Genomic DNA, 22,612 nt, shown 5'->3' with positions numbered 1-22,612 from the left:
TACTATTTAATCCACTTATCTCGAGTTGAACTCAATAAGGCTTTAAAAATATCGAGATCTTCTACAGTCGTAATTTTCAAGTTTTTCTCTGATCCAAGAGAGAAATAACTCTTTTCTCCGAATAGTTGCATGAGTTGGCATGATGCTGCAACATCAGTTATCCCATTTTCTAATGCTTTTTCATGAAGCGATAGAATATTATCAAGATGGTAAACATGAGGAGTTTGTGTTCGTCTCAACAAGTCACGATTCAGTGCTTCTGTGGACGAAGTTGATTGTAGATTTTCTAAAACAAATACTACCTCAGTCGTTGGTATTGCTGCAACAGCATTTCCAAACTGTTGGTATGTTGCTAAAGCGTTGCTAATAATATCATTGCTCACTAAAGGACGATTCCCGTCATGAATTAATACAGTCACATCCTCATTGGGATGAGCTTTCTTAACTGCTCTAAGACCGTTATAAATTGATTCTTGACCAGACTTCCCTCCCAAAGTTATCATCTTTAACTTTGTAATTCCAAATTGTTCCGCATAAGCCTTAACCATCTGCTCCCACCCTTTTAAAATGACAATACAGATTTCATCAATTTCTGGATGATTTTGAAATTTTTCAAGGGTATAGATAATGACTGGCTTATTTTCAACATGAATAAATTGTTTAGGGATATCTTGACCAATCCTGCTCCCAATACCTGAAGCAGTTAATATTGCTACTTTCATTTATTCTTCTCCGTAACTCAACTCTAAAAATAAATGTTGCTCTCTCTTATCCATAGGAGGAACGACCATATAATCTTTACCGTAAAACATTTCTAGATACTCTTCTGACCAAACAGGAACATTCACCATCAAAGTTTCAAAAGGAACCTTTTTATAAATATTCATATTCTCTCGCAAGTAAGTCTCGCGTCTAAAGTGTTTTCTTCCTGTAGGTATGGATACATATTTTGTATGTGAATCCTTACAGCTTGAATTACATTTATCAAGCCAATTCAACCACTTTTCAATTGGAATAATTCCAAAAAACCAACCAACCATTAACTTTCCAGCTGAATAATTTAGTTTTCTACCTTCCAGTCTAAACATTTCTTTCATCAGGGCATGATTCTTTGTTTCTCGTACAGAAGCTAAGGCAAAAGTCAAAAACATACTTGTATAACCTTGAAAGAATCGTTTCACTGGATTATTGTATACATTTTCTACAATATAAAGATCTATAGAAATACCGCACTCCTCAGCCGAATGATCATATTTCCTACGAGCAACTGTTCCTTTTTTTCTAATTTGAGAAACATGAAGTCCCAACTCTGGATGACTTTTTGGTGATTGAAGATAATATTTGCGACTAAGACTATTGTCTGACTCAAATAGAGAAAATAGTTTATCGTAACTTTCCCTCGGAATATTGATATCAACATCATCATCCCAAGGGATAAACCCTTTATGACGGATTGCCCCTAAAATGCTACCTCCACTTAAAGAATACGCTATCCCATTTTCATCAAAAAAAGTAAACACATCTGATATCATTTTCAACAATTCTGATTGGTATTTTTTCAATCCGTCATCATCTAAAAATATAATATCTGACTTATCATATTTTAATTTTACTGCCATTAACTCTAACCTTTAAATAATTTCTCGTAGTCTGTAACAATCTTTTCCCAAGTGAAAGCATCCAAAATTCTCTGATTTGATTGTCTATCTAACTCATCAATCATTTTTTGATCAAATTGTTCAACTTCCTCAATCACTTGTGATAGTTTGTCTTTTTTCCAATAGATCGCACTTTGCTCCCCAACTTCGCGGTTAAAACCAACATCAAGTAGTAGGTTCAACTTTGTTGACTCCAAAGCTTCAAGTAGCGAAGGATTTGTTCCTCCAACTTCATGTCCATGGAAGTAAGCATAGGCGTTTTCTCGAATATACTTCAGAAGTTCTTGGTCGTAGACTGTTCCAACAAATTTCACTCGTGAATCTTTATCAAATCCAGTACTTGCTAATAGCTGATTATAAAATTTATTCTGTTCTACATTTGTGATTAGGACGAAGTCCTTCTTAGAGTTAGACGCCAAAAACCCACGTATCATAGCCTCATAGTTATTCTCTGGAACAAAACGTCCTACAACTAGGTAATAGTCGTTTTCAGAAACATTCTTCTCTTTGAACCAAGTACGTACTTTTTCATCACTACTTTTTAATGTAGAGCGTGTTGTATCTGTCCCATAAGCGATATAGGTTGTCTTAGGTTGATACTGTTTATAATCTTCTTGGATATATTTTTCAATATTCTTACTATCACACACTAAAAGATCTGCATGTTTGACCATAAGACCTTCAGAAATTTTCCAGTAACGACGAACCGGGGCGCTCCACTTAGCACGCAACCACTCATGACCATCCGGATTAACTAGAAGAGTCCCACCTATTGCTTGAATTTTTTTCTTGATTCCATGGATAAATGGTCCAATGCGACAAGCTAAAATATAGAAGATAGGAGCTTCGTCCTTATTTTCTTTAGCAATTTCAATCGCTCTGTTAATTGCAGCGATATCATAGGCTATAGCTCTCGCTGGACCAATATTAGGTACATCGACGTTATAACAGATAGCACCGTTATGTTCAAAAACATCCTCAGTAATCCCTGACTTTGCAGAGTTTTCACGCATACAAGCTACATAATATTGGATGTCCTTGTCTTGTTGAAAGGCTGTTAATTTTTCAACAAAGGTTTCAAATCCCCCATACTTAGCAGGAATCCCTTTTGCCCCTACAATATAGACCGTTTTTTTCATGTTACTCCTAATTTATAGACAGAGAGCGCAAACAAACTCACTTTGCTCCATCTCTCATCAACACAACTTTTACAGTTTTTAACAATATTTCGAAATCTTTCCAGATGGTCCAACCATCGATATAAGCCACATCAAGCTTTACAACATCATCGAAGTTTGTGATTGCACTGCGACCACTAATTTGCCACAAGCCTGTAATTCCAGGTTTGAAGCTTAGACGACGTTTTTGCTCAGGTGTGTACTTTTCGTACTCATCTACCGTTGGCGGACGAGTGCCGACTAGACTCATATCCCCAATCAACACGTTCCAAAATTGTGGCAATTCATCTAAACTAGTTTTTCGGATGAAATGTCCAATCTTTGTCACTCGAGGATCGTTATCGATCTTAAACATACCACCTTGCATCGTATTTTGATCCATCAACTGTTCCTTGATCGCTTCTGCATCGACTCGCATCGAGCGGAATTTATAAAAGGTAAAGTGACGACCATTTTTTCCGACACGAGTTTGTGAAAAGATTGCAGGACCGTCATCTTTACGAATCATAGGAACTAAAAATAGACTAGCAATTCCACAAAGGATCAGCCCAGCAATAGCTCCACAAATGTCGAGGATACGTTTGGCTATGACATGACTCGGCTTGTAAAAATTTGTAGAAAATGTCACTACATTCAAGCCCGCCATCTCATGGATTTGTTTATCGCGACCTAAGTTTTTGTCGAAAGCATTGAGATTGACTGTGACAGCGATTCCCATGGTTTCAAACTGAGAAATAATGGCTCCAATGTCGTAGTCTTCACTTGGAAGATTGACAAAGACTTCATCCACTACCTCGTGCGTTGCATAAGAGATCAACTGTTCCCTCGGAACAACCGTCACCTTTTCATGAGTAAATTCTGGCATGTCTAAGACACTGACTGCAACCAGTTTCCCTTGAACATCGTTAGCGGTCAACAAACGGTCCAACACTTTTTCAGTACGTGATGTCGCTGTGATCAACAAAATATTACGACTGCTCTTCAAATTATGATTAAAGGTTTTCCAATAACGCTTCACAAAGAAACTAAGTAGATAATTCAAAACACCATACAAAGAAAGCAAATAGAGCATCCCTCGTCTAGAAATCACAAATTTTTCTTTTAAGAAGAAACTTGAAAAACTAATCAACAAGGCATAAAAGAGGATGTATTTAATCGTTTCTACTAGCTCAACATACTGGCCTCGTTTGAAAAAATCTTTACCATAATCACTAATGTAGAAGGCTGCAAAGTGAAGAAAAAATAAGACGAATACTGTATTTGGAACAATATCAGTTTCTGAAATTGCAATCAGTATATAAGCTAATACACTAACAAGTATACTCTGTAAGAATGCCAGAGTTACATTGTAGAAAACCCTTCCTTCCATACTGGACTCCCTAACTTCATTTTATCTTTTTTCATAATTGCCATAGCCACCATAAGAACCATATTTTTCACGTTGAACATCAAATTTATTCAAAACTACACCTAGAAATGGTTTCCCAGTGTGTTCTAACTGACTTTTAGCTTTTTGCACTTCTCTTCGTTTTGCTACACCAGCTTCTGCTACTAAAACGGATGCATCACATTTTTGGACAATAATGGCTGCATCAATTACAACCCCTATAGGGGCAGTATCAACGATGATATAATCAAAATATTTGCGTAAAGTCTCAATCATTCTTTCAAAGTTAGCGCTTTGTAAGAGAGCTGTTGGATTCGGTGAAACTGCTCCTGATTGAACTACAAATAAATTTTCAACGTCTGTTTCACAGAGACCATGTGACAAATCCTGAGTCCCAGCTAGATAATCTGTCAAACCAGTGATTTTTTCTCTTGACTTGAATACTCCAGACATGACTGAATTTCGGATGTCGGCATCAATCAATAGCGTTTTGTAGCCTGCATGCGCAAAAGCCCAAGCGATATTTGTAGAAGTTGTAGATTTTCCTTCACTCGGATCGACCGATGTAACTGCAATAACCTTTAAGTTATTCCCACTCAGTTGTATATTTGTACGTAAAGCATTGTAATACTCTTCCGCCTTTTTTAAAGAGTTCAGTTTTTGTTGTGCTAATTCTAACTTTACCATATGTTCTCCCTTACTTTAATTTATCCAGGTCTGGAATGACTCCAAGGAGTGAGATTTTCATAACGTCTTCGATATCTTCTGGACGTTTAACACGGTCGTCTAGAAGTTCAACCAATAGAACCACGACAATCACCAAGCCTGCACCTGCACCGATTCCCATTAAAGTATTACGACGGATATTTGGTGATGAAGGACCAGTAGCTGGACGGGCCTCCTCCAGAGTCGTTACGTCCGAAACTCGAGTAACTGCGATAATTTTTTGTGCTGCAACGTCTCGCAGTGCATTTGCAATACGACTAGCTTCATCAGGTTTATGATCACTAACTGAAATAGATACGATACGTGTATCTGCAGGGACCGTTACTTGAACCTTTTTAGCCAATGCTTTTGCATTAACGTTCAAGCCAAGATCAGCAACTACTTTCTCTAGGACATCTTGAGATAGAATGATTTCACGATAGTCCTTGACCAAGTAGGCCCCTGCTTGTAAGTCCTGATTTGTTAGTCCTGCTTTATCGTTTTGATTTCGATTAACCACATAGATTCGCGTTGTACTTCTATACTCAGGTTTGACCACAAAACTACTATACGCAAAGGAAGCAGCTCCTGCTACTATGGCTACAAGAAGGATTAGCAGTTTCTTTTTCCATAGCGCCTTTAATAACTGAATAACGTTGATTTCAATAGTATCTTGTTCTTTCATTTTAACTCCTATATTATTTGATCTTTAATGACTTTTTCGGGGGTTTCCACAAAGAGTTCCCGAGCCTTATCTTGGCCATATTTTTTGCTCACTATCTCATAAGCCTCTCGCATATAAGGTGGACGACTCTCTAGATTATGCATATCACTAGCAACTATATGAACCAAGTCCCTCTCCAAAAAATAGCGAGCACGCTTTTTCATGAATTTATAGGTGTCGCCAAACAGTTTTGGTTTGAGGATACTCGAACTATTGACCTGGGTATAGCATCCCATATTGATAAGGTCTCGCACCCTTTTTTCATTATTTTCCAAAGCATCGTAACGCTCTATATGGGCAATAACAGGGGTTATTCCCAACATCAAAATATTGGTCAATGCGCTATGGATTTCACGATAAGGGGTATTCATACTGAATTCTATCAGGGCGTAACGGGTGCCATTTAGTTGAGGAATCTGTTGATTCTCTAATTTGTTTAAAGCATCACTGCTGTAATAGATTTCTGCTCCATACAAGATGGTTAAGTCGGGAGCAATTTCTTTAGCCAATTCCTTGATAACTTTAAAATTTCTTAATATGTCCTCTTCTGGTGTTTCAAACATCCCCTTCCGACGATGAGAAGTCGAAACGATGGTACGAACTCCTTGAGCATAAGCTTCCTTCAGGAGGGCTATACTCTCTGCCTTATTCTTCGGACCATCATCTACATCAAAAACTATGTGTGAATGGATGTCAATCATCTTATTTTCCTTCCATGATATCTTTGATCTCTGTTTTGAGTGTCTCTAAGCTATTTGGATCTACCTCTAGCATATAAAGGCTGCTGTCAGGCATGGCATAGGAAGGAAGATCCATACGACCAGTTCCCTTTAGATCTCGAGTGATGACAGTATATTTTCCTCCACTTGCTAGTTGAGCATTTGCTAGGCTAACCATGGTTTCAGGAGGCATATTGGTTTGTACAGAATCTTGCAGACTTTGCATAATACCATCAAAATTCTTCAAGGCTTCTGCCGAAGTTAGTTTTTGAATAATGGCAGCAATGACTTTTTGTTGATTACGTCCACGATCTCCATCACCATTAGTTAAGGAGTAACGTTCACGAACAAAACCTAGAGCCTGCTCAGAGTTTAGGTGCACATTTCCAACAGGGAAGTGATAATTCCCATGAAGTGATGTGAAGTCTTGATCATTATAAACATCGACACCACCTAAGAGATCAATCAATTTCAAAAAGGAGGTAAAGTTGAGTCGTGCATAATAATTCAGGTCAATTCCATAGAGATTTTCTAGGGTATGAATGGAAGCATCCACGCCGTAAATACCTGCATGGGTCAATTTATCATTTTGGTTATTACCGCCATCAGCTATAGGCACATAGGCATCACGAGGCGTTGTTGTCAGGAGAATTTTCTTGGTTTCTTGATTAACCGTCATGATGATATTGACATCCGAACGAGAAACGGAGCTAATCGGTCCGTATGTATCAATCCCACTAATATAGATATTAAATGCCTTGTTTTGAGAAACCTTAGGTGCCTCAACAGTCTTGGTTAGTTCTTTGGTATAAATCTTCTTGATCTTTTTGGCATGGTCTGGGTACTCTTGCTCAATCAGATTTTCAAAGACACTGTTCAAAACGATTGCCTTGGTCTCTCCAGCCAGCAAACTCTTATAAGCCGCAAGATAGGAAGCACTTTCTTCAACCGTTAAGTCTTTACTCTGACTTGTCTTAATATCATCGAGCAGTTTTTTAATATTTTCGGCATCTGTTTTGGTTGGAGCCGTCACACTGGATAATTCCGAAACATTTCCAATCTCACTATCCGCCAAAACTGCAACACTGATAGAGTAACTAGAATAGTTAGATGTCGCATTGAGTTGATTTGCTAGGCTGATAAATTGATGAACTCCAATCAAAGAAATGGAACTGACAAATACCGACACCAAGAGTAAAATCATGGTGAAGATCTTAGCTTTTCTTTTTAGAATCAAAAGCAAGGCTATTAGCGCAAGCAGGATCATAACAATCGCTATAAGGACATTTGCATAGCTAATTGCTAAAATATGATATCTGAATATTAAAAACAGCAAAAAACAAGCAAGCACTATATATACAAACAACAAAATAATATTGATGCTTTGTTGAAACTTGCTCGTTTTGCTTCCTTTTGAATGTCTACTCAACTTACACCTCTACAAAGTATTTTTCATTTTCATTATATCACAAAGTATTGCTGGATACCATCAACACATGTTAAGTAACCGTTTTTATTCACCTTAAAAACATGAATAGTAAATTCCAATGATAAAATGGCTAAAATGTCGCTTGAAAGAGGTATCTAATCTAAAAAAGACGGGGTTATAAACTGTTAAATCAAACCTCGACTTCCTAGTTCCAAATCTACGATGTTTTAACAATCGACTGGGTTATCAAATATTGTAAGTAAGGAATACAAGATTTTCCCCCAAAAAAGATTTCTAGAATCCAAAAAATTAACAAAAAAATCCAACCAGCTGTCACATCGAAAACTTATCGCTAATAAAAAGTAAGGCTGGGATGTTTGTCCCAACCTCTTCTTATACTTATTTCACGTGACTTTCAAAGTCTTTTTGACTCTTTTCGACAGAATTTTTACGTTCTTGTTCCCATTTAGCCTTCGCTTCAGCAAATTGAGAGCTTGTAACAACATCTGTCTGCAATCTCATGTACTTGTAGTTACTTCCAGTTCCTTTGATACCAACTAGTGAGTAAGCGCGTGTAAATGGTGTCACACGAGTCACTGAAGCACCACCACCGTTTGACACAACTGGGATTAGAAGGGAACTATCAATCAACCAAGCTTGTGCGTCTGCATAGTTTTCATAGCGCTTAGCTACATCTGTATTTTCTGCATCTGCTGTTTTTAATTTTTGAGTAAATTGGTCCAAACCTAGACTAGTAATCTTATTTGCATCCTTGCTTGGATCAAGTCCCAAAATCTTGAGATAGAATCCATCTTCAGCGTTGAAAGGATTGAGGTAAGTTGAAGGATCTTGATAGTCAGCTGACCATCCATCCAAATTCAAATCATAGTCGTGATCTGCAGGAGTTGGTGCTTGAACTGTTGCGTTTGTATAATCATCCGTCGATAATTGGATAACGTCAACCACTACATTTTCAGAACCAAGTGTTGATTCAATTGATTGTTTGATTGAGTTTGTTCCAGAAAGCAAGGTCTTGTTAACCTGGTCTACAGGCAAGTCCAAATGAATTGGGAAGCTCACACCTTGGGCTTCTAATTCTTTTTTAGCTTCAGCAAACTTGGCTTGTGCTTTTTCTTTATTGAAATAACCGTCTTGAGCATCTTCAAGATTCATATTCGACCATTGTGTACCATAGTTGACCAATTTTGAAGCAACTGTTTCACCAAAAGTCTTGTCTCCAACTTGTACGAAAGTTGGTGGTACAAGCGAGTTACGAAGGGTGTTCTTAGCTGCTTCTTCACCATTTGATTGAGCTGAGTAGGCTGTACGATCAATGGCGAAGTTAATTGCCTGACGGAAGTTTTTATTCAAAACTGCAGCTTGAGTTGCTTGTTTTTGTTCATCGCTTGTTTTTGCAGTATGGCTATAAGCACCACGATTAACGTTAAAGTTATAGTACCAAGATGTTGCATCTTGCAAGCTATAAACGATATTGTCCTTGTATTTTTCCTTTGTCTTAGCAAAGTTTGAGCTATTTGGATAAACACCTGCAGATGAGTAAGCACCACTTTCAAAGTTACGAATTGTCAAGTCTTGGTCTGAACCATCAAAGTAGGCCAATTTTACCTTTTCAATCGTTACTTTTTCTTGGTCATAGTAATGTGGGTTTTTCACATATTCGATAGAAGACTTAGATGTAAAATCTTTTAACAAATATGGTCCGCTATAAAGAATGCTATCTGGTTTCAGGGTTCCGAAGTCTTTACCTTTAGAAGCAAGGAATTCTTCGTTTACAGGGAATAAGATACTGTTGGTTGTTTTTGAGTTCCAGAATGGCTCTGGACGAGTCAAGGTATATTGGACAGTATAGTCATCTAAGGCTTTGACACCAACATTTGAGAAGTCAGTATTTGCACCTGTTACATAATCATCCAAGCCCTTGATAGAGTTCTGAATCAAGTCCAAAGCTTGTCCCTTGTTGTCAGCAGCATACTTGATACCAGTTACAAAGTCTTGTGCTTTAAGGGGAGCGTATTCTTCACCGTCAGCTGTAAACCACTTGGCATCTTGGCGAAGTTTGTAGGTATAAGTTAAACCATCCTTAGAAACACTCCAATCTTCTGCAAGGGCAGGAATGAGGTTTCCATAGTTATCATTTTCAAGCAAACCATCAACCAAGTTGGTTACAATAGCAGTGTTATCACCAGCGTAGTCCAAGAGATAGTTGAAGGTTGTTGGATCTGCACCAAAGGTAGACGAGTATGTCTTGCCGTCTGATGCTGACTGGCCACATGCTGTCAATAGGACCGCAGCAGCAAGTGTCAACCCCGCTCCAATCAAACGTTTTTTAAGTTTCATGTTTTATTTCTCCTCGTATGTTAGGTTTTGTAACATGGTTATATTTTAACAAATTTTGTCCAAAAAGTAAAGTTATATACTGATTTGACCTCTCATTGAAAATCAAAAAATAAAGAAATCCCGCTTCAAAACAGGATTTCTTTATTCATTACAAAAGACTATTTAACGTGATTTGCTAGTTCTTTTTGGTATTTGGCATTTGTTTCGATTTTCTCTTTTTGCCATTTCTTGAGAGCTTCTTCGTATTCTTTAGCTGTTACAATATCGTTTTGCAATTCTAAACCTTTAAATACAAATGGATCTCCCTTGATACCAACTTGAGAGTAAGCTTTTGTGAATGGCACTGTACGGCTAACTGTCGGAGAACCACCTGAAGAAGCTACAGGGATAAGAAGTGAGCTATCTGAAACCCAAGCTTGTGCTTTGGCATATTTTTCATAGCGTTTGTTAAGATCGCTTGTTTCTGATGCTGCATCATCCAAGAGTTTCTTGTACTCATCAAGTCCAACTTGAGCCATAACTTCTGGATCTTTACCTTTTGTGATACCCAAGTGTTTAAGAGCAGAACCCTTCTTAGCATCTAAGATATTGAGGTAGGTTGCTGGGTCTTGATAGTCTGGTCCCCATCCAGTTCCGTTCAAGTCATAGTCTTTTTGAGAAGGCACTTTGGCTTGAGATGTGATACTCATTTTCTCATTGTCAGTCATTTGAAGTACATCGATGACAACATTCTCACTTCCAAGTGCTGCTTCGACAGACTGTTTGAGAGAGTTGGTTTGCTGTACAGCAATGACATCAGTCTGCTCAACTGGAATATCCAAATGGATTGGGAAGGTTACACCTTTAGCTTGCAATTCTGATTTTGCTTTTTCAAAAGCAGCTTTTGCTTTTGTCGGATTGTAAAGGGTATCTTTACCATCTGTCAAAGCTACATCCTTCCACTGGTCTCCGTATGTTACCAATTGTTCTTGAGCCAATTCACCGAAGGTCTTTTCACCAACTTGGACATAGTCATAAGGCACAAGGCTGGTACGGATAATCTTGTCTGCACCTTCTTCGCCATTCATCTGTGCAGAGTAGGCATGACGGTCTAGAGCGAAGTTGATAGCTTGACGGAAGTTTTTATTGAGAAGCGCTTCTTTAGTTGAAGTTTTTTGGGCATCATCTGTCTTAGCTGTTTTATTGTAAGACTGACGATTTACGTTGAAAGTAAAGTAATAGCTAGTTGCTTCTTGAGGACTATAAACGATCTTATCGCCGTATTCTTTCTTAGTTGAATCAAAGCTTGAACTAGTTGGGAAAAGACGAGCTGTCGTATATGAGCCTGACGCAAAGCTACGAATCAATGATTCTTGGTCAGAACCGTCGTAGAAAGTCAGCTTGACGTGGTCAATCTTCACATTGTCTTTATCCCAGTAGTTTGGATTCTTTTCGTACTCGATCACGGATTTTGAAGTGAAGTTCTTCAAAATATATGGACCATTGTAGAGAATACCTGAAGGAGCTGCCGCACCGTAATCTTTTCCTTGAGAATTTAAGAATTCTTCATTAACAGGGAGCATAGTCGCTGTTGTCACCTTAGAATTCCAGAAGCTTTCTGGTTGGTTCAAGGTGTATTGAACAGTGTAGTCGTCAATTGCTTTAACTCCAACTGTTGAGAAGTCATTGCTTTCACCACTGACGTATTCTGCCAATCCTTTGATAGAGTCTTGGATAAGAGTTAGGCCATCTGACTTACCATCTGCAGCATGCTTCAAACCTGTCACAAAGTCTTGGGCCTTGACTTCAGCATACTCTTCTCCTTCAGAAGTATACCATTTAACACCTTTACGTAGCTTGTAGGTGTAGGTCAAACCGTCCTGTGAAACAGACCAGTCTTCAGCAAGCGATGGAATCAAGTTTCCATATTTGTCATTTTCCAAGAGTCCGTCGACCAAGTTGGCAATGACGTCTGATGTTGAACTTTTACTAGTAACGCTATAGTCCAATGTTGTTGGATCAATGGCATATACATACGAAAATGTTGTTGGAGCATCTGCTTTTTTTTCAGTCTTACCACAAGCCGCCAAAAGAAGAGCTGCGCTCATCGTTATCCCTGCTACTGCGAGCCACTTTTTCGATTTCATAGATATTCTCCTTTAAAATACTATTTTTCACCATTATACCCTATTTTTATATAAAAGCAAGGGTTTTCAGGTGATTTTTTAGAAAATTCAAACTAATATTTATTAAAGAAGTTTTTACACTTATTTTAGAAAAAAACTCAAGCATCTTTGGACACTTAAGTTTCTGGTTTTAATCAGCTAGTTCGACACAGAAGGCATCCCATGGAGCCAAGGTCTGTGTAGTCAAAACTTCTTCTACTGAGGTATTTTCAATCAAGATAGACTTGACTGACTCTTCTACTGTAAACTCTTGCTGTTGGTTGGACAAATTGGCCACAACTAGGAAACGACGTTCTCCATCCTTACGGATATAAGCAAAGACTTTTTCATCCGTTTCGAGAAGTTCAAAGTCAGCACGAACCAACCAGCTATTTTCTTTACGAAGTTTTACTAATTTTTGATAGGTATAGAAGATAGAATCTGGGTTTGCTAAAGCTTCTTTTACATTTATCTTGGCATAGTTTGGATTTACAGCAAGCCAAGGTTGACTATCTGAGAAACCAGCATTTTTTGTCTCATCCCACTGCATTGGGGTACGGGCATTGTCACGTCCAATCACACGGATACTGTCCATAATTTCTTCTATCGGAACGCCTTTTTCAAGAGCTTCACGCGCATAATTGAGGGATTCAATATCCTCTACTTGATCCAGCGTTTCAAACGGAAAATTGGTCATCCCAATCTCCTCCCCTTGGTAAATATAAGGAGTCCCTCTCATGAGATGAAGCAAGATTGCATACGCTTTAGCAGATTTTTCGCGGTATTCTCGGTCATTTCCCCAGATTGAGACGATACGAGGGAGGTCATGGTTGTTCCAGAAGAGCGAATTCCAGCCGTCCTCAACTCCTAATTCTGTCTGCCATTTGTTGAAAATCTTTTTTAATTTCCCAACATTTAGCTCTTTTTGGTACTGCCACTTAGGTTGTCCTTCCTGATACTGAAGACAGATATGTTCAAACTGGAAGACCATAGACAGTTCTTGTCCTTTTGGATCTGAATAGAGTTTTGCGATTTCTGGTGTCGCTCCCCATGTCTCCCCTACTGTCAAGAGCTCTTTGTCGCCGAAAGTAGCCTGATTCATTTCCTTGAGATAAGGATGGAGCATAGGACCATTGTTGACAATCTTCTGATCAGGTATCTTCCCAATCATGTCAATAACGTCCATACGAAATCCACCGATCCCTTTATCAATCCAGAAATTCATCATTTCATAGATTTTTTGGCGTAGTTCTTCATTTTCCCAGTTAAGGTCTGGTTGTTTCTTACTGAAAAAGTGCAGATAATATTGACCAGCCTTTTCGTCATATTGCCAGGCAGAACCACTGAAAATTGACTCCAATTCGTTAGGTTCATCACGCCAGATATAGTAGTCTCGCTCAGGACTATCAGGATTTTCACAAGCTTCGATAAACCAAGCATGCTCATCTGATGTATGATTGACCACCAAATCCATAATGATTCGGATATCTCGTTTTTTAGCCTCAGCAATCAGCTCATCCATATCTTCCATGGTTCCAAAGATAGCCGCGATATCTTGATAATTGGCAATATCATAACCATTGTCATCCATGGGGCTATCATAGACTGGAGAAAGCCAGATCGCTGTGATCCCTAACTTAGCTAGATAGTCTAGCTTACTGGTAATTCCAGGTAAATCACCAATCCCATCTCCATTGCTATCCTTAAAACTTTTTGGATAGACCTGATAAACAACGGCATTGTGCCACCATTTTTCTTGCATCTTTTTTCCCCTTTTAACATTCACTTTATTCCATCATAGACCTTTTCTTAATTTTATGCAAGCGTTTGCTTTAATCTTTTTCCTTATTTCGAACCTCCGTTGTTTCTTATCTTCCATTTTTTTTATATAATAGAGATCAGAGGTAAAAAAATGAAAAAACAAGCTTTTAGTTCTGAACAATACTTAAATCTACAACGCGACCATATCTTGGAGCGCATCAACCAATTTGACGGCAAACTCTACTTGGAGTTTGGTGGCAAAATGTTAGAAGATTTCCACGCTGCTCGTGTCCTTCCTGGATATGAACCTGACAATAAAATCAAGCTCTTGCAAGAGTTGAAGGAGCAAGTTGAGGTTGTTATCGCTATTAACGCTAGCAATATCGAGCACTCAAAAGCTCGTGGAGACTTGGGCATTTCTTATGACCAAGAAGTGCTTCGTTTGATTGATAAATTCAATGAACTCGGTATCTTTGTTGGTTCAGTTGTCATTACTCAATATGCAGGCCAACCGGCAGCTGATGCCTTCCGTAATCAATTAGAGAAAAATGGTATCGACTCTTATCTTCACTACCCTATCAAGGGGTATCCGACAGATATGGATCACATCATTTCTCCTGAAGGTATGGGGAAAAACGACTATATCAAAACTAGTCGTAACTTGATTGTCGTGACTGCTCCTGGGCCTGGTTCAGGTAAGTTGGCAACTTGTATGTCTAACATGTACCACGACCAAATCAATGGTATCAAGTCTGGTTATGCAAAATTTGAAACCTTCCCAGTTTGGAATCTCCCACTTCATCACCCAGTCAACTTGGCTTATGAAGCTGCTACAGCAGACCTAGATGATGTCAACATGATTGACCCATTCCATCTCCAAACTTATGGAGAAACCACAGTCAACTACAACCGCGACATTGAAATTTTCCCTGTTCTTAAGCGTATGCTGGAACGTATCTTGGGTGAGTCTCCTTATGCATCTCCAACTGACATGGGTGTTAATATGGTTGGTTTTGCAATCACTGATAACGACGCTGCCATTGAAGCATCTAAACAGGAAATTATCCGTCGCTACTATCAAACTGTTCTTGATTTCAAGGCTGAAAAAGTCGGTGAAACTGCCGTTAAGAAAATTGAGCTTCTCATGAATGACCTAGGTATCACACCCGCTGATAGAAAGGTTGCTGTTGCCGCACGTCAAAAAGCAGAAGAAACAGGCGGACCTGCTCTCGCTCTTGAATTACCTTCTGGTGAAATCGTTACTGGTAAGAACTCAGAACTCTTTGGTCCAACAGCCGCTGCTTTGATCAATGCAATCAAGAAATCAGCTAACATCGATGCTGAAACAAAATTAATCGAACCAGAAGTGGTGAAACCAATCCAAGGTTTGAAAATCAATCACTTGGGTAGCCGCAATCCCCGACTCCACTCAAATGAAATCCTTATCGCACTTGCAATCACAGCTATGCAGAATCCTGATGCTGACCGCGCCATGAAGGAGCTAGGAAATCTCAAGGGTAGCGAAGCTCATTCTACAATCATCCTGACAGATGAAGATAAAAACGTTCTTCGTAAACTAGGAATCAACGTAACCTTTGATCCTTACTACCAATACGATCGTTTGTATCGCAAATAAAGCATGACAAACTCTCTAAGAATTGGATACTTATCATCCAGCTCTTGGAGTTTTTTATATCTTGCAAGTCTTCCACAAGCATATCTTTCAAAAAGAATTCTCATTTTCATAGAAACTGGGATAACATTTAATTTTAGATTTATTTCTAATGAATCCTTAAAAGGAGTGATACTCAATGAAAATCAAAGAGCAAACTAGGAAACTAGCCGCAGGTTGCTCAAAGCACTGCTTTGAGGTTGTAGATGAAACTGACGAAGTCAGCTCAAAACACTGTTTTGAGGTTGTGGATAGAACTGACGAAGTCAGCTCAAAGCACTGTTTTGAAGTTGTGGATAGAACTGACGAAGTCAGTAACCATACCTACGGCAAGGCGACGTTGACGCGGTTTGAAGAGATTTTCGAAGAGTATGAATCAATCCTCTTCAATCTTGACTTGAACTACCTTGGCTGAGGTCTTGATCCGTTTTCTCTACAATATCAAATTGGTGTAATCAGACTGACTTCGTCACTCTTATCTAGAACCTCAAAGCGATGCTTGGAGACATCTACACAAGAGAACTAGTTTGGTCATTGATTTTCATTAAGTATACAAAAAAGTGAACAAGATAGCATTCTGATTTCCAGAAAACTATTTTGTTCACTTTTGCTTATGATTTAAACTTTGGGTTTATTCTACCGTTACTGACTTAGCAAGGTTACGTGGTTTGTCCACATCAAGTCCACGGTGTAGAGTTGCAAAGTAAGCGACCAATTGTGTTGGTACGACCATTGAGATTGGTGAGAGGTAAGGGTGTACGGTCGTAAGAACGATGTCGTCTGTATCTTTGGCAACATTTTCTTCTGCGATAGTGAGGACCTTAGCGCCACGCGCTGCCACTTCTTGGATATTTCCGCGAGTGTGATTAGCAAGAACCGGATCTGACAAGAGGGCCAATACAGGCGTTCCTTCTTCAATCAAAGCAATAGTTCCGTGCTTGAGCTCTCCAGCCGCAAAACCTTCACATTGGATATAAGAAATCTCTTTGAGTTTGAGACTGGCTTCCATGGCTACATAGTAATCTTGACCACGTCCGATATAAAAGGCGTTACGTGTTGTTTCAAGAAGATCACGAACCTTGCTATCAATCAATTCTTTTTCTGAGAGAGTTGATTCGATAGACTGAGCCACGATAGACAATTCATGAACCAAGTCAAAGGCTTTGGCTTTTTCATTGCCATTTGCTTCACCAACCGCTTTTGCAAGGAAGGCAAGGGCTGCTATTTGGGCTGTATAAGCCTTAGTTGACGCTACGGCAATTTCAGGACCTGCATGAAGCAACATAGTATGGTTGGCTTCACGTGACAGAGTTGAACCTGGAACGTTTGTCACTGTTAAGCTTGGAATTCCCATTTCATTGGCCTTAACCAAAACCTGACGGCTATCAGCTGTTTCACCAGATTGGCTGATAAAGATGAAGAGTGGTTTCTTGCTGAGAAGCGGCATACCATACCCCCACTCAGAGGAGATACCAAGTTCAACCGGCGTATCTGTCAATTCTTCCAACATCTTCTTAGAAGCAAATCCTGCATGGTAAGAAGTCCCAGCTGCGAGAATGTAGATGCGGTCTGCGTCTTGAACAGCCTTGATGATAGCTGGATCTACGACAACTTGACCAGCTTCATCTGTGTAAGCTTGGATCAACTTACGCATCACTGTTGGTTGCTCATCAATTTCTTTGAGCATGTAGTAAGGATAGGTTCCCTTACCGATATCAGATAAGTCAAGCTCGGCAGTATAACTAGCACGCTCACGGCTGTTACCATCATAGTCCTGCACTTCAACGCTATCAGCTTTCACAATTACCAACTCTTGGTCATGGATTTCCATATATTGATTAGTTTCACGAATCATAGCCATAGCATCTGAGCAGACCATGTTGTAACCTTCACCAAGACCAATCAAGAGTGGTGATTTGTTCTTGGCCACGTAGATAACATCTGGATTTTCAGAGTCGATCAAGGCAAAGGCATAAGAACCACGGATGATGTGAAGAGCTTTTTTGAAGGCTTCCAGCACTGACAATCCGTCTTCTTCCGCAAATTTACCAATCAAGTGAACGGCGATTTCAGTATCTGTTTGTCCCTTGAAGTGGTGACCTGCAAGGTAGTCTTCCTTGATTTCAAGGTAGTTTTCAATCACCCCGTTGTGCACCAAGACAAAACGTCCTGTCTCAGAGCGGTGGGGGTGAGCATTGTCTTCTGTTGGTTTCCCGTGAGTCGCCCAACGAGTATGTCCGATACCAGTTGTTCCCTCAACACCAGCAGTTTTAGCAGATAATTCTGCGATACGACCAACCGCCTTCACTAAATGGTTTTCAGCACTACCTAGGACAAAAATCCCCGCAGAATCATAACCACGGTATTCGAGCTTTTCAAGCCCTTGAATCAAAATATCAGTTGCATTTGTGTTTCCAACAACACCAACAATTCCACACATAGTATATACGACACAGGCTAGCTGTGCTTTCCCCTTAAAATTGGTATAGTCTAATTCTCGCTTTTCAGAATCAGCAGAAACAGTATATACTTGTTTCTTTCACTTGTCAAGAACAAAAATTGGTATAGCCTAATTCTACTGATCCCACATGCTAAAAATCTATCATATTTCGCCTAAAGCAAGTATTTAAAAAGGGCTCTATCGCCCTTAATAACTACTATTTTGTAGCAAGCTTGTCTGCTTCTACTACTTCTTGAAAGGTTTTTTGATAATTCACTTTAATCGTCATTGTCATGTGAGAGTCCTCGTTTCTTTTTGATAAACCTAGTATAAAATCCCTTCCTAAAACATAGCTTATATTTTCCTTAGAAAAAACTAAAAGTAACTTGTGACTCAATAAAACGAAAGAGAAAACTAGAAAGCTAGCCACAGCTTTCTCAAAGCACCGCTTTCAGCTTACCAGATAGACTAAGACCTTGTTTGAAGTGATGTTTAAGTTTATGCATTCAGTAAATAAAATTAATATAAGCATTTTTCTAAATCCCTTACCTGAGAATTCCCACACAAAAAGAGCGTTACCGCTCTTTTACTTAGTATTTAGGAGAAGGTGTTTGTTCCTGTTGAAACGTTTTTTGATAATTTACTTTAATCGTCATTGTCATGTGAGAGTCCTCGTTTCTTTTTGATGACTCTAGTATAGGCAATAACCCTAAAAGCAAGCTTAAGATTTTCTTAGAGAAAGCTTATACTCAATGAAAATCAAAGAGCAAACTAGGAAGCTAGCCGCAGGTTGCTCAAAACACCGTTTTGAGGTTGTGGATAGAACTGACGAAGTTAGCTCAAAACACTGTTTTGAGGTTGTAGATGGAACTGACGTAGTCAGTATCCTACATATACGGCAAGGCGACGTTGACGTGGTTTGAAGAGATTTTTGAAGAGTATTAATCTAAATGTTCTTTCTTCTCTAGATTCAGGGCAATCACATGCCACTCTGGATCCTCCTGCCAGTTAGGCAGTGAGCTGATATAGCTAGCCACCTTACGTGCTTCCTCAAGTATTGGGAAGTCCTCGATAATATCAGCCACTTGAAACTCTGGTAGACCTGACTGTCTGGTTCCAAAAATCTCACCCGAACCACGCATTTTTAAATCTTCTTCTGCAAGGACAAATCCATTGGTCGTTTCTGTCATGATACGCATGCGGTCTTTACCAGAGTCAGTCTTGGGATTGGCCACAAGAACTGCATAGGACTGCTTCTCCCCACGACCGACACGACCTCTGAGCTGATGAAGCTGACTAAGTCCGAAACGGTCAGCATCCATGATAATCATGACTGTCGCATTTGGCACATTGACCCCAACTTCTATAACCGTTGTCGAAACCAGAATATCAGTCTTTCTATCTTTGAACTCCTGCATAATCTGGTCTTTTTCATCACTCTTCATCTTCCCGTGTAAGAGAGCAACTTTTGCTTTTCCTGCAAAATGAGCCGTCAATTCTTCCGATAAAGCAATAGCATTTTTAAGATCTAGAGCTTCAGATTCTTCAATCAAGGGCGAAATAACATAGGCTTGAGAACCTTTTTGAATTTCTCCTTCCAACCAAGTCAGGACCTGTGGTAATTGCTCATGCTTGATCCAGCGAGTTACGATTGGTTTGCGCCCAGCAGGCATCTGGTCAATAATGGAAACATCCATATCTCCAAAGGCGGTGATGGCTAAGGTTCGTGGAATCGGTGTTGCCGTCATCATAAGGACATCTGGATTTTCTCCTTTTTCACGTAAAATACGCCTTTGTCCCACACCAAAACGGTGTTGCTCGTCGATGATAATCAAACCGAGTTTAGCATAGTCTACCCCATCTTGAATCAGAGCATGAGTTCCGATAATCACATCGACCTCGCCCTTGGCAATAGTTTCCAAAACCGTGCGTTTTTCTGCAGCTTTTAATGAACCTGTTAAGAGAGCCAGTTTCAAATCAGGAAAGAGACTTTCTAGACTTTCAAAATGTTGCTCTGCAAGAATCTCTGTTGGAACCATGAGGGCAGCCTGATAACCAGCCGTAACGGCTGCGTACATCGCTAGACCTGCCACCACTGTTTTCCCACTACCAACATCCCCTTGCAAGAGTCGATTCATGTGATGGTCCGACTTCATATCGGTCAGGATTTCTTGCAGGCTCTTTTCTTGTGCTTGGGTCAAAGCAAAAGGCAAATTTTCTTTAACCGCAGTTAGTTTTTCCTGGGACCAATTCAGGACCAGACCACTTCCGTGAATCTTATTCTCAGACTTGAGGGTCTGTAATTGCATTTGGAAATAAAAGAGTTCCTCAAACTTGATACGGCGAAGGGCCTGCTTGTATTCTGCCAAATCCTTAGGAAAATGCATAGCACGGACTGCCTGACAACGAGACATGAGTTTGTATTTGTCCAGCAAAGACTGGGGAAGATTTTCCTCAATCAAGAGGTCCAACCCCTGATCAAAGGCCGTCTTGATAACCTTGACTAGACTGGCCTGACTGATTCCCTGAGCCAGACGATAGACAGGTTGGAGGTCATCTTCCACCTGAGCTAGGACCTTCATCCCTGTCAGGCTAGCCTTGGCACGGTCCCATTTTCCAAAGACGGCAAGAGTTGCTCCCAACTCTATCTTATCAGCTAGATAGGGCTGATTAAAGAAATTCACCGCAAAAACGACTTCTCCCTGCTTGAGGCTAAAACGCAAGCGATTGCGTTTAAAACCATAGTACTGGACACTAGCAGGAGTCACTACTTGACCAGACAGTACCGCCTTTTCCCCATCTTCCAGCTCCAGCACCTGCTTGGTCTTGAAATCTTCATAACGGAAAGGAAAGTAGAGCAAGAGATCTTGCAGGTTTTCGATTCCTAGTTTGGCATATTTCTCTGCTGACTTTGGTCCCACGCCAGGCAAGACATGCAAGGGTTGATGTAAATTCATGCTCTTCTCCTTTCCTTCTGTTTCTTAATGATATTCTCTCGGAATTCGATCACTGAGGAGGCAAACTACCTCATAATTGATCGTTCCACGGTAAACCGCAACATCTGTTGCAGTAATCTCCTTGTCACCGTTTGAGCCAATCAAGGTTACCTTGGTACCTAATGGATACAGCTTAGGTAAACGAACCGTGATTTGGTCCATGGATACCCGCCCTACGATAGGGCACAATTGTCCATCCACCAGAACTGAGAAATTCTGCATATCTCGTGTCCAACCATCAGCATAACCTATCGGTACCGTTGCAATGACTTGTTCACTGTCTGCCTGATAGGTCGCTCCGTAGCCCATACAAGCCCCAGCATCTACTGTTTTGACATGAACGATGGCTGTTTCTAAGGTCAAGGCTGGTTTTAGTTCATAAGGCAATTCTAAAACTTGTCCGCTTGGATTGAGCCCATACATAGAATCTCCCATGCGAACCGCATTGAAAATCGTTTCTGCATGCCATAGAGTCGTTGCGGAGTTACTAGCATGGACTAGTTCTGGGACATCTTGCAAGCCTGCAAGTATTCCCTTGAAACACTCTAACTGTTGTTTAAAGTAACTATCCGACTCTTCATCAGCAGTTGCAAAGTGCGTAAAGATTCCCTCAACATTTGCTCCATGTTCCTTGAGTAAAGCTTGGGCTTGTGCCGCCTCGCTTGCACTTCTAAAACCAATTCGTCCCATACCTGAATCAATTTTAAGGTGAACGGTTAAACCTGATAAATCTGACTCAGTTGCAAGGAGATTCTCAATCCATTCCAATCCTGCCACTGTCAAGGTAATATCAAAGTCCTTAGCCAATGAAAGAGATTCAACCTCAGATACTCCCAAAATGAGAATTTTCTTAGAAATTCCTGCCTGACGAAGCTCGAGGGCTTCATCGATATTCGAAACGCAAAAGCCGTCAACATCATCCTGAATAGCTGTTGCAACAGCTACCGCTCCGTGTCCGTAAGCATTGGCTTTCACAACCGCCCATTTAAGAGTATCTTTGGGAATATGCGCACCCATTTGTTGGATATTGTAGCGGATAGCACCCAGATCGATGAGGGCCTTGGTTGGTCTATGTGGACTAGTTTTCATAATCTTCCTCCAAAATAACACTAGCTGTCACAAACTGATCTGTATGGCTGATCGATAGCCACACTTTCCCTGAAAACGGGGATTTACTGAAGTAGGGGGCTCCTCTTTCATTGTTCAAAACTTCCAAATCCTGAAAACCTAATTTCCCAATTCCCGTTTCCATAGCCTTTGAAAAGGCTTCTTTAGCTGACCAACGCCCAGCCAAATACTCGATTTGTCTACGACCTTTGAGACTGGCAAAACGCTCCATTTCCTTGTCGGTCAAGACACGCCGTGCAAATCCTTCTCTTTTTTCAACTGCATTTTGTATAGAAGCTAATGCTTCAATATCAATTCCGTGTCCAACTATCAT

Annotated in this window: 18 protein-coding genes; 3 read left to right on the top strand and 15 right to left on the bottom strand. The window is 40.0% G+C overall.

All coding sequences use genetic code 11. From position 1 onward, the window contains the following. Positions 1-2: 2 nt before the first annotated feature. From TZ96_RS03095 to TZ96_RS03045, 11 genes are all read right to left on the bottom strand, one after another. Positions 3-722: an IspD/TarI family cytidylyltransferase gene (locus TZ96_RS03095; RefSeq protein WP_045762838.1), complete on the bottom strand. Its 720-nt coding sequence runs from the start codon at positions 720-722 to the stop codon at positions 3-5. Continuing rightward, positions 723-1,619: a LicD family protein gene (locus tag TZ96_RS03090; RefSeq protein WP_045762837.1), complete on the bottom strand. Its 897-nt coding sequence runs from the start codon at positions 1,617-1,619 to the stop codon at positions 723-725. It lies immediately after the preceding gene. 5 nt (positions 1,620-1,624) lie between these two features. Next, a complete protein-coding gene (cps2T, locus tag TZ96_RS03085) occupies positions 1,625-2,797 on the bottom strand; it encodes a beta 1-4 rhamnosyltransferase Cps2T (RefSeq protein WP_045762836.1) in 1,173 nt (390 codons plus the stop codon). A 37-nt stretch (positions 2,798-2,834) separates the two neighbouring features. Then, positions 2,835-4,205, bottom strand: a complete 1,371-nt coding sequence (locus TZ96_RS03080; RefSeq protein WP_045762835.1) for a sugar transferase — start codon at positions 4,203-4,205, stop codon at positions 2,835-2,837. A gap of 21 nt (positions 4,206-4,226) precedes the next feature. Beyond that, positions 4,227-4,910, bottom strand: coding sequence for a tyrosine-protein kinase (locus TZ96_RS03075; RefSeq protein ID WP_045762834.1), 684 nt, complete (start codon positions 4,908-4,910; stop codon positions 4,227-4,229). 10 nt (positions 4,911-4,920) lie between these two features. Next, positions 4,921-5,613, bottom strand: a complete 693-nt coding sequence (locus TZ96_RS03070) for a CspC family polysaccharide chain length determinant protein (RefSeq protein WP_045762833.1) — start codon at positions 5,611-5,613, stop codon at positions 4,921-4,923. A gap of 8 nt (positions 5,614-5,621) precedes the next feature. Beyond that, positions 5,622-6,353 carry a capsular polysaccharide biosynthesis protein Cps4B gene (cps4B, locus tag TZ96_RS03065; protein ID WP_045762832.1) on the bottom strand — a complete coding sequence of 244 codons (732 nt, stop codon included), beginning with the start codon at positions 6,351-6,353 and terminating at the stop codon, positions 5,622-5,624. Between the two features lies 1 nt (position 6,354). Beyond that, positions 6,355-7,800 carry an LCP family protein gene (locus tag TZ96_RS03060; RefSeq protein ID WP_045762831.1) on the bottom strand — a complete coding sequence of 482 codons (1,446 nt, stop codon included), beginning with the start codon at positions 7,798-7,800 and terminating at the stop codon, positions 6,355-6,357. Between the two features lie 399 nt (positions 7,801-8,199). Further along, positions 8,200-10,158 (bottom strand): peptide ABC transporter substrate-binding protein, encoded by a 1,959-nt coding sequence (locus TZ96_RS03055; protein ID WP_045762830.1) that lies wholly within the window; start codon positions 10,156-10,158, stop codon positions 8,200-8,202. Between the two features lie 158 nt (positions 10,159-10,316). Next, a complete protein-coding gene (locus TZ96_RS03050; RefSeq protein WP_045762829.1) occupies positions 10,317-12,284 on the bottom strand; it encodes a peptide ABC transporter substrate-binding protein in 1,968 nt (655 codons plus the stop codon). Positions 12,285-12,453: 169 nt separating this feature from the next. Next, on the bottom strand, positions 12,454-14,064 hold the full coding sequence (locus TZ96_RS03045) for a glycoside hydrolase family 13 protein (protein ID WP_045762828.1): 1,611 nt from the start codon (positions 14,062-14,064) through the stop codon (positions 12,454-12,456). Between the two features lie 150 nt (positions 14,065-14,214). On the opposite strand from TZ96_RS03045, the gene TZ96_RS03040 reads away from it, so the two are divergent. Then, positions 14,215-15,699, top strand: a complete 1,485-nt coding sequence (locus tag TZ96_RS03040; protein ID WP_045762827.1) for a DUF1846 domain-containing protein — start codon at positions 14,215-14,217, stop codon at positions 15,697-15,699. Between the two features lie 175 nt (positions 15,700-15,874). Further along, a complete protein-coding gene (locus TZ96_RS10920; protein ID WP_045762826.1) occupies positions 15,875-16,150 on the top strand; it encodes a hypothetical protein in 276 nt (91 codons plus the stop codon). Between the two features lie 216 nt (positions 16,151-16,366). On the opposite strand, the gene glmS is transcribed toward TZ96_RS10920, so the two are convergent. Next, the gene (glmS, locus tag TZ96_RS03030) at positions 16,367-18,175 is read right to left on the bottom strand and encodes a glutamine--fructose-6-phosphate transaminase (isomerizing) (protein WP_045762825.1); all 1,809 of its coding nucleotides are present in this window, start codon (positions 18,173-18,175) and stop codon (positions 16,367-16,369) included. Between the two features lie 752 nt (positions 18,176-18,927). On the opposite strand from glmS, the gene TZ96_RS10915 reads away from it, so the two are divergent. Further along, positions 18,928-19,098 (top strand): hypothetical protein, encoded by a 171-nt coding sequence (locus TZ96_RS10915; protein WP_045762824.1) that lies wholly within the window; start codon positions 18,928-18,930, stop codon positions 19,096-19,098. A gap of 18 nt (positions 19,099-19,116) precedes the next feature. Here the strand turns inward: TZ96_RS10915 and recG are convergent, their stop codons facing one another. From recG to acpS, 3 genes are read right to left on the bottom strand one after another with little or no spacing between them, the layout of a single operon-like run. Further along, the gene (recG, locus tag TZ96_RS03020) at positions 19,117-21,132 is read right to left on the bottom strand and encodes an ATP-dependent DNA helicase RecG (RefSeq protein ID WP_045762823.1); all 2,016 of its coding nucleotides are present in this window, start codon (positions 21,130-21,132) and stop codon (positions 19,117-19,119) included. Between the two features lie 24 nt (positions 21,133-21,156). Further along, positions 21,157-22,260 carry an alanine racemase gene (alr, locus tag TZ96_RS03015; RefSeq protein WP_045762822.1) on the bottom strand — a complete coding sequence of 368 codons (1,104 nt, stop codon included), beginning with the start codon at positions 22,258-22,260 and terminating at the stop codon, positions 21,157-21,159. Continuing rightward, positions 22,250-22,612 (bottom strand): holo-ACP synthase, encoded by a 363-nt coding sequence (acpS, locus tag TZ96_RS03010; RefSeq protein ID WP_045762856.1) that lies wholly within the window; start codon positions 22,610-22,612, stop codon positions 22,250-22,252. The genes alr and acpS overlap by 11 nt, the downstream gene beginning before the upstream one ends.

Origin of the sequence: Streptococcus infantis, assembly GCF_000963255.1 — a bacterium.
Classification (GTDB): domain Bacteria; phylum Bacillota; class Bacilli; order Lactobacillales; family Streptococcaceae; genus Streptococcus; species Streptococcus nidrosiense.
The sequence above is the reverse complement of the archived record's forward strand: the minus strand, read 5'-3'. Positions and strand labels throughout refer to the sequence as shown.